The sequence below is a fragment of the Actinomadura bangladeshensis genome (assembly GCF_004348335.1).
In the GTDB taxonomy this organism is placed as follows: Bacteria; Actinomycetota; Actinomycetes; order Streptosporangiales; family Streptosporangiaceae; genus Spirillospora; species Spirillospora bangladeshensis.
Genome location: NZ_SMJW01000300.1, coordinates 1 through 8,741 on the forward strand (window position 1 = coordinate 1; position 8,741 = coordinate 8,741).

Here is an 8,741-nt window from a genome sequence, read left to right on the forward strand (position 1 = left end):
CCCTTCCCCTCAGGCACCACCGCGCCGCCAGGCAGGACAAGCGGGGAGGTGCGCTTCTCACCGGACGAGTTGAAGAAGCTCGGCGCCGCCGTGGAGAAGGAGCTCATGGAGCTCTTCAAAGGTGCGCTACAAGCTCGACGCCGAGCCGCGCGACGCCCAGCCCGACTCCTACACCATGTTCGCCATCTCGGCCGCCCTCACCTACACGCAGATGATCGACTTCGCCGACCAGGACCTCATCGACAAGAGCAAGCACGCGATGGACATCAACGACAGGCTCATCAAGACGGCCGGCATCCAGGACGAGGCCGAGCGTCAGTCGACACTGGAGGGAATCTGATGGCGGCCGAGGCGCTGGACGCGCGGAAGGGCTGGCGAAGGCGGCGTTCTTCGAGTCGCCGTGGGTGGCGGTGGTCATCCCGGCGGCGATCCCGATCGTGCCGATCGTCTAGGTACGTCGATGACACGCAGCCCCACCGCTGACGCTCAGGAGGACGGGTCCGGCCCCGGCCCCGGGCCCGTCCCCGCGGCCCGCGCTCCTGCCGCCTTCTTCCTCTTGGAGACTCGCTCTCGATGGACGAGGTATCCGCCGCCCGCGAAGAGGAGCACGATGATCACGGGAGGGTAGACGAGCCGGAACGTGAAGGTCGCGGCATGCGTCTCGGAGGCGCGTACCTCTAGGGTCTTGCCCACGTCACCTTCGCCGGCACCGGCGATCGTGCCATGGCCCTTGACACCGTCCGGGAGCGCCCAATCCCCCCAGCAGACGGTGTTTCTGCTCCCTTGGTCAGCGCCGCAGTCCTCCACCGTCGCCGTGGTCGGTGTGCCGGTTGCGTACCACCACAGTGGCCGCCCCAAGTAGACGAGGCCTCCTGGCAGCGCCAAACCCAGGAAGCCGACCAAGAGCCACTTTCGTAGGGAGCCTTGCTGCCACCCTGACTTCCATCTGGACAACGTTTCGTCCACAGCCAGTCGGGGGCGGGCTTCGGGGCTGAGGGGATCGTCGTCGAAGGTCCGGATCCATTTGGGGAGCATGCGGCGCGGTGGGTGGATGGCGTAGATGGCGGTGAGGACGATCCCGACCATGGCGAGCACCACCCCTAGCGCCATCGCCAGCGGCGGTGCCGGGTCGAGCAGGAAGTCCAGCCCCACCACTGCGGCCACCAGCAGAAGGGCGCCCGCGAACCACGGTGCCGCGAGCGGCTTGTAGTTCGCCTGCCAGCTGCCGGAGTACCACGATCGCCAGCGTCCGGTGAAGGCCAGCACGCCCGCGACGAAGGCCCCGGCCAGAACAAGCAGCGCGACGATGACCAGCGCGACGCGACCACCTGTGCTGTCCAGGGGGTCCTGCTGTGCCAGTGCCGCGACGGGCGCGATGGCGGCCGCGGCGGTCATTTGCTCATGTCCCGGAGGCCGAGTTTGCGGTGCAGTTCGTCCATCATCTGCTGGGACTGGCGCGCCTGTTCGAAGATGCCCTGCATGTCGGTGAGGGACTTCTTCAGCACCTCTTGGTCCTTGAGCGCGTCCATCGGGTTCTCGCTGTCGCCGTACTGGTCGGCGGTGAGCTTGTGCACCTGCGCGTCGAGGTCCTGGCGGGCGCGCCGGGCCGTGTCCTCATCGCCCTGGGGTCGATCTTGATCTCGGCGAGCGGGTCGTCGGGGGTGCTGGTCACGCTGATGCGTCCGTCCTCGGACTCTGCTCGGCCCTTGAGGTGCGCCATCTGCTCGCGGACCGCGGCCAGCCCGGCCATCCGCTGCTGTGACTGCTTCAGCAGGTCCCCGAGGTCCAGTCCGTCGGGTTCGAACATGGTGTTCTCCCGGTTCCGTGGATTCACTGTCGGTCGGCGAAGATAGGCGTTCTCTTGCAACCGCCGCATCGTGCGGGCCGTCCGATTCGCTATAGCGTGCTGTCCCGAAGGTCGCGGAGAGCGCAATATCCGTATGATGTCGGCCTGCGACGCCTGTCGGCCAGAGGGGAGCCCGGTCCAGTGAGCACGGTACTGGTGCGGCGTAAGGAACGCAGGAAGCCGCCGGAGATGCCGCGGGGAGAGGTCCTGCTGGAGTCCCCGCCCGAACTGCCGGAGATCACCAACGACGGGTTCCGCAGCGTGCTCACCTACCTGCCGATGGCGGCGGGTTCGGGCGCGATGGCGTTCATGTTCCTGAACCCCAATTCCAACCCGCTGCAGATGGTCGCGGGCGGGATGATGGGCCTGTCGATGTTCGGCATGATGTTCAGCCAGGTCGGCCAGAAGTCCGGCGAGCGCAAGTCCAAGCTGAACGCCGAACGCCGCGACTACCTGCGTTACCTCGGGCAGGTGCGGGCGAAGGTGCGCAAGGCCGCGTCGCAGCAGCGCGAGGCGCTGGAGTGGTACAACCCCGACCCGACGCGGCTGTGGTCGATCGTGATGAGCTCCCGGCTGTGGGAGCGGCGCCCCGAGGACGGCGACTTCGGCCAGGTCCGGGTCGGCGCCGGGCCGCAGCGGCTCGCCGTCCAGCTGATCGCCCCGGAGACCAAGCCCGTCGAGGACCTGGAGCCGATGAGCGCGGGCGCCCTGCGCCGGTTCGTCCGGACGCACTCGACCGTCCCCGCGCTGCCCGTCGCGATCAACCTCCGGTCGTTCTCGCGGATCTTCCTGTCCGGGGACGTGGACGCGAGCCGCGCCATGGTCCGCGGCATGATCATGCAGATGGCGGCGTTCCACTCCCCCGACGACCTGCAGGTGAGCATCTGCACGTCCCAGGAGCAGCTGCCCCACTGGGACTGGACGAAGTGGCTGCCGCACGCGCTGCACCCCACCGAGCACGACGCCGCCGGGCAGGTCCGCCGGATCGCGCCGACGATGTCGGAGCTGGAGATCCTGCTCGGCCCGGAGGTCAAGGACCGCTCCCGGTTCGTGGCGGGGCGCCCGTCCGGTGAGCTGCCGCTGCACGTGGTCGTGGTGGACGGCGGCATGGCGTCCTACGACTCGCAACTCGCCGCCGACGGCATCGAGGGCGTCTGCGTCATCGACCTCGGCCAGACCGTCGGCCACACCACCGAGGGCGGGACGCTGCGGCTGAACGTCGCCGCCGACCGCGTCCACATGCTGAAGAAGGACCGGACCGGCAAGGACGTCCCGTCCTCCATCGGCACCCCAGACAAGATCAGCATCCCGCAGGCGGAGAGCCTCGCCCGCCAGCTCTCGCCGTTCCGCGCCAGCGCCAGCGACACCACCGAGGAAGAGGACGTCCTCTCCGGCAACATGACGCTGACCTCGCTGCTCGGCGTCGAGAACCCGTACGAGGTCGACCCGGCGCGGGTGTGGCGGCCGCGCGCCCAGCGCAACCGGTTCCGGGTGCCGATCGGGCTGGACGCCGACGGGCGTCCCATCGAACTCGACATCAAGGAGTCGGCGCAGGGCGGCATGGGGCCGCACGGCCTGTGCATCGGCGCGACCGGGTCCGGCAAGTCGGAGCTGCTGCGCACGCTGGTGCTGGGCCTCGCCATGACGCACGGGCCCGAGATCCTCAACTTCGTCCTCGTCGACTTCAAGGGCGGCGCGACGTTCCTCGGGATGGACGGCTTGGAGCACGTCTCCGCCATCATCACCAACCTGGAGGACGAGCTCCCGCTGGTCGACCGCATGTACGACGCGCTGCACGGCGAGATGGTGCGGCGGCAGGAGTACCTGCGGGCGATGGGCAACTACGCCTCGCTGCGCGACTACGAGAAGGCCCGGCTGGACGGCGCCGACCTGCCGCCGATGCCGACGCTGTTCCTCGTCCTGGACGAGTTCTCCGAGCTGCTGTCCGCCAAGCCCGACTTCGCCGAGCTGTTCGTCATGATCGGACGTCTCGGCCGGTCCCTCGGCGTCCACCTGCTGCTCGCCTCGCAGCGACTCGAAGAGGGCAAGCTGCGCGGCCTGGACACGCACCTGTCCTACCGGATCGGCCTGCGGACGTTCTCCGCGATGGAGTCGCGCGTCGTGCTCGGCGTGCCCGACGCCTACGAGCTGCCGCCGGCCCCCGGCAACGGGTATCTGAAGTTCGCGACCGAGCCGATGGTGCGGTTCAAGGCCGCGTACGTGTCGGGCCCGGTGGACGAGCAGCCCAGCAAGCAGGACACCGGACGCCAGACCGGCCAGGTCGCCGCGCAGGTCGTCCCGTACCTGCCCGGCTACATGCGGCCGCAGGTCATCGAGCAGCCCGACCAGCCCGAGCCGGAGCCGGAGGAGAACAAGAACAAGGACGCGCTGTTCGACGTGGTGGTCCGGCAGCTCGCCGGGCACGGCGCGAAGGCGCACCAGATCTGGCTGCCGCCGCTGGACGACCCGCCGCCGCTGAACGAGATGCTCCCTCCGCTGCAGGTCACCCACGAGCACGGGCTCACGACCGCGGGCTGGGAGGGCCGCGGCAAGCTGTACGCCATGGCCGGCATCGTGGACAAGCCGTTCCACCAGCGCCGCGACCCGTACTGGCTGGAGCTGGCCGGCGCCGCCGGCCACGTCGGCATCGCCGGCGGCCCGCAGAGCGGCAAGTCGACCACGATCCGGACGCTGATCGCGTCCCTCGCCCTCACCCACACCCCCGCCGAGGTGCAGTTCTACTGCCTGGACTTCGGCGGCGGCTCGCTCGCCGCGCTGGGCGACCTGCCGCACGTCGGCGGCATCGCGACGCGGCTGGACGCCGACCGCGTCCGCCGGACGGTCGCCGAGGTCAGCGGCCTGCTGGAGCAGCGCGAGCGCGAGTTCGCCGAGCGCGGCATCGACGGCATCGCCACCTACCGGCGGATGCGCGCATCCGGCGAGCACCCCGGCGACGGCTACGGCGACGTGTTCCTCGTCGTCGACAACTGGCTCACGCTCCGCCAGGACTACGAGGCCATGCAGGACACCATCACCCAGCTCGCCGCCCGCGGCCTCGGGTACGGGATCCACGTCATCGCCTCGTCCAACAAGTGGACGGAGTTCCGCAGCAACGTCCGCGACCTGTTCGGCACCAAGCTGGAACTGCGGCTCGGCGACCCGTACGAGTCGGAGATCGACCGCAAGCTCGCCGACAACGTCCCCGAGGGGCGTCCCGGCCGCGGCCTGTCCCGCGACGGCTTCCACTTCCTCACCGCCGTCCCGCGGATCGACGGCGGCGGCGCCGACGAGTCGCTGAACGACGGCGTCCTGAAGATGGTGCAGGCGGTCAGCGAGTCGTGGACCGGGCAGCGCGCCCCGCAGGTCCGCATGCTCCCGGACGTCCTGCCCGTGTCGGACCTGCCGTCCCCGGCCGAGACCGGCATGCGCATCCCGATCGGCATCGACGAGGAGTCCCTCTCCCCCGTCTACCTCGACTTCACCCAGGACCCGCACTTCCTCGTGCTGGGCGACGCCGAATGCGGCAAGTCGAACCTGCTGCGGCACATCGCCACCGGCATCACGAGCCGCTACACCCCCGAGCAGGCCCGCATCATCTTCATCGACTACGGCCGCTCACTCCTGGACGTCGCCAACACCGAGCACCAGATCGGCTTCGGCGCCTCCGCGCCGGCGGCGACCTCGCTCGTCAACGACATCCGCGGCGCGATGATGCAGCGGCTCCCACCGGCCGACCTGACCCCCGACCAGCTCCGCTCCCGCTCCTGGTGGACGGGCGCCGACCTGTTCCTCATCATCGACGACTACGAGATGGTCGCGACGTCCGACAACCCGCTGCGCCCCCTCGTCGAACTGCTCCCGCAGGCCCGCGACATCGGCCTGCACATCATCCTCGCCCGCGCCATGGGCGGCGCCGGACGCGGCATGTTCGACCCCGCCATCACCCGCATCAAGGAGATGGCGTCCCCGGGCCTGCTGATGTCCGGCAACAAGGACGAGGGCATCCTGCTCGGCAACATCAAGCCCCACAAGCTCCCCCCGGGCCGCGGCTACCACATCGACCGCCGCACCGGCACCCGCCTCATCCAAACCGCCCACCGCAACGACGACCCCGCCCAGTAAGCGCCGAGGCCGCCAAGGAGAAGCCCCCACCAAGAGATCAGTATCCGGTGAGGTCGATGGAATCCACCGCCTTAAGGAGAAGAAGCCGATAGGCGGCGGCATCGACCGAGATAAAGAACGCGTTCAGTCCCCCACTCATTGCCGGCACGATCGGCTGACCCCGGGGCCGATCGGCAGGATGCGGCCGAGTCAGGCCTTTGATAGGGTACTGGGGCATATTCGTACCCCCCGTCATGGCAGGCCAGAGCAAGGGGGTGCCGTACGGGCACCAAGGGCAGGCCGAGCATAGGGAAGTCATCTGACATGGGCAAAGAACTTGAAGGCACTCCCGACAACGTAAAAGCGAAGGCGAAGTCCTACCGAGAAGTCAAAAAGGATTTCGAAAACGCCAAGAACCACCTCCCCAACACCGTCGTCCACACACCTGCCTTCGGCGTGATCGGCCTGGCATTCGGCGCGTTCTACGACAACGCGCGGGACAGTTACACGCAGACGCTCGATGCCGGACTCAAGAAGATCGACGAGATCGCGGACAAGCTGGACAAAACCGCTCAGGCCATCGAACTGGCGGAGAAGAACAGCGAAATCCAGATCACGATGACCGACAAATAGAAGAACGCTGTCAAAACTGCGACGGCAATAGAAAGGCAGCACAGATGACTGATGTCGCCGGCGGGATCACCATGGGCCTCGGAAGTGCGGCCATCGTCGCATCCGGGTTCGTCCTTCTCAACTTCACGATCGAGTCTTCTGTTCCGTTGGCCGCATCCTGCCTCGCGGCCATTCCCATCATCGCGCTCACGCTGTCCAATCCGTTCGGCATGGGGCAGGCCGCGATCGCCTGGAACCAGTTGAACAACACCCTCGGCACCGCTCTGGCCGCCTGGCCGACCGACCTCGAGAAGGAGGACTGGCAGGGCGCCGGCCGCGAGCAGTTCGACACCGCGATCCGCAAGATCAAGGCGGAGTTCGAGCAGATCAAGGCGGCCGCGTCGAGCATGGCGACCGCGATGTGGGGCGTTCTGGCCGGCTACGTGGCGCTCTACGTCGCCATGATCGCGTTCTGGTGGGCCGTTCGGGCAGTGCTCATCGCATGGGCGGCGGGCACGCCGCTGACGAGGCCGGCGGCTGAGGCCACCGGCGCCGCCGCCGTAGCGGCCACCGGCGGGGCCGTGGGCGCTCTGGGTGCCATGCTCTCCGCCGCGGGCGCCGCGCTGATCGGTCTGCTCACCCAGTTCCTGGGTGGCCTGTTCCTGGCGGACACCAACGACCTGCCGGGCCAGGGCTCCGACTTCAACAAGGTCAAGCTCCAGTACCCCGTGGTCACGGTCCGGAACCCCTGAGGGCGGAGAGCGACCCGTGCACTCGAACGGGCGAAAGATCACGTTCGCCGCACCGCGCAGACCATGGCGCCGGATCGTCATCGCGCTCCTCGTGGTCTGCTCGGTCGCGCTCATCGTGTTCCTCGCGGCATCCCCGGACCGGGGATCCGGCTTCTGGCTCGGGATGAGCATCGTCCTGTTCTGCCTCTGGCCGGTATCGCTCATCGGAACACTGCTCGCCTGCTTCAGCTGGTTCGTGCAGGTTCGGCAGGGCGGCGCCGGCTCCGTCGCACGGATGGACCCGACGGGAATCCATATCAGAGGCGGTCAAGCGATCGCGTGGCCCGAGATAGAGTCGATCTTCACTCGCCGCGCGACGACCGGGGACCTGCTGCTCTGCATCAGGCCCGCCGAGACGGCCGAATTCGTTGCGCGAGCGCCCGCCGAGCGGCAGGACGGGATGCGCGCGAATCTCACCGCCTACGAAGCACCGATCTTCATCAACCTGAGCGCGTTCTGGCAGGGATCGACCGACGACCTGTCGGCCCGGATCGCAACGCTCACCGCCGGCCGCCTCTCCATCGCGACCGGCGACTGAAACCAACTCTCCGACGACAAGCAGGAGCCGATACCCATGATGCCCGATATGCCCACGGAAGAAGAGATCAAGCGGGAAAGCCAGCGCTGGCAGAAGAAGTTTGAAGAGATCGGCGCACTGGAAGACAAGCTGAAAGAAGTGCGAGGCGTCGGCACCGCAGAAGAAGGTAAGGTCGAGGTGATCGCGGCTCCCGGCGGCGTCCTGCTGGAGGTCAACATCAACCCGAGGGCGATGCGCCTGGGGTCCGAGGCGCTCGGCGAGGCGATCATCGAAGCGTCGAGGGCGGCCGCAGTGGACGCGACGTCCAAGATCAATGCGCTCATGGCGCCTATTCTCGGAGCCAACAACGGAGTTCTGTCCATGCTGTCCGGCGACAACGCCTTCGAAATGCCGAAGGAGATGAAGGACGCACTGGCCGGGGCGTCGGACATCTTCGCGAATATGGAGGCCGACCTGGGCCGCCTGCGCCCTGGCAAAGAGTGAGCGCCTCTCCGGCAAGCAAGGCTCACGCCACCATCGCCACCCGCCGACGACGCGGGTGGCGAGGCGAGTCCCCCGGCTAGAACCCATCCCGTCGACTCCCCGCACTGTTTGTCAGTTGCAGGTCCATCCTTGGAGAAGAGCCAGAGACCATTAAGGCCGCCGTCCAGCGGTCGGCAGGCCCTCTGTCGAATGACTCCGCCATGATGCACTGAGCCTTGAAGGCTGGAATCTCCGCCCCGCCTGGCCGCTCCCAAACGGCGTCTGATCGAGGCCGCGGCGTGAAGAAGGCAGGCATCGTTATGTCGGAGCGCTTGGCGCTGGCCGTTCTGGTTACCGCCGTCTGTATCCCGCTGGTCGCTCGGGTCTGGTG

The 8,741-nt window shown here is 68.0% G+C and carries 8 protein-coding genes; 6 read left to right on the forward strand and 2 right to left on the reverse strand.

The features are described from left to right. Positions 1–121: 121 nt before the first annotated feature. Entirely contained in the window at positions 122–340 is a 219-nt protein-coding gene (locus E1284_RS35305) for a hypothetical protein (RefSeq protein ID WP_131944505.1), read from the forward strand. Between the two features lie 146 nt (positions 341–486). Here E1284_RS35305 and E1284_RS35310 read toward each other — a convergent pair whose 3' ends face one another. After that, positions 487–1,395: an HPP family protein gene (locus E1284_RS35310; protein ID WP_131944506.1), complete on the reverse strand. Its 909-nt coding sequence runs from the start codon at positions 1,393–1,395 to the stop codon at positions 487–489. Further along, positions 1,392–1,574, reverse strand: a complete 183-nt coding sequence (locus E1284_RS35315) for a hypothetical protein (protein WP_131944507.1) — start codon at positions 1,572–1,574, stop codon at positions 1,392–1,394. Before E1284_RS35315 ends, E1284_RS35310 begins: the two co-directional genes overlap by 4 nt. A gap of 413 nt (positions 1,575–1,987) precedes the next feature. Between E1284_RS35315 and eccCa the strand changes: the two genes are divergently transcribed. The 5 genes from eccCa (at position 1,988) to E1284_RS35340 (ending at position 8,371) form a co-directional block, all read left to right on the forward strand. Next, on the forward strand, positions 1,988–5,968 hold the full coding sequence (gene eccCa / locus E1284_RS35320) for a type VII secretion protein EccCa (protein WP_131944508.1): 3,981 nt from the start codon (positions 1,988–1,990) through the stop codon (positions 5,966–5,968). Between the two features lie 303 nt (positions 5,969–6,271). After that, on the forward strand, positions 6,272–6,580 hold the full coding sequence (locus E1284_RS35325; RefSeq protein ID WP_131944509.1) for a type VII secretion target: 309 nt from the start codon (positions 6,272–6,274) through the stop codon (positions 6,578–6,580). A gap of 44 nt (positions 6,581–6,624) precedes the next feature. Then, positions 6,625–7,311, forward strand: a complete 687-nt coding sequence (locus E1284_RS35330) for a hypothetical protein (protein ID WP_131944510.1) — start codon at positions 6,625–6,627, stop codon at positions 7,309–7,311. 91 nt (positions 7,312–7,402) lie between these two features. Then, positions 7,403–7,888: a hypothetical protein gene (locus tag E1284_RS35335; protein WP_131944511.1), complete on the forward strand. Its 486-nt coding sequence runs from the start codon at positions 7,403–7,405 to the stop codon at positions 7,886–7,888. A gap of 36 nt (positions 7,889–7,924) precedes the next feature. Continuing rightward, positions 7,925–8,371 (forward strand): YbaB/EbfC family nucleoid-associated protein, encoded by a 447-nt coding sequence (locus E1284_RS35340; RefSeq protein WP_131944512.1) that lies wholly within the window; start codon positions 7,925–7,927, stop codon positions 8,369–8,371. Positions 8,372–8,741: the final 370 nt, after the last annotated feature.

Bases quoted from the DNA above. Each gene is read 5' to 3' on its own strand.
- E1284_RS35310 (WP_131944506.1), bottom strand. From the start codon at position 1,395: ATGACCGCCGCGGCCGCCATCGCGCCCGTCGCGGCACTGGCACAGCAG.
- E1284_RS35325 (WP_131944509.1), top strand. From the start codon at position 6,272: ATGGGCAAAGAACTTGAAGGCACTCCCGACAACGTAAAAGCGAAGGCG.
- E1284_RS35330 (WP_131944510.1), top strand. From the start codon at position 6,625: ATGACTGATGTCGCCGGCGGGATCACCATGGGCCTCGGAAGTGCGGCC.
- E1284_RS35340 (WP_131944512.1), top strand. From the start codon at position 7,925: ATGATGCCCGATATGCCCACGGAAGAAGAGATCAAGCGGGAAAGCCAG.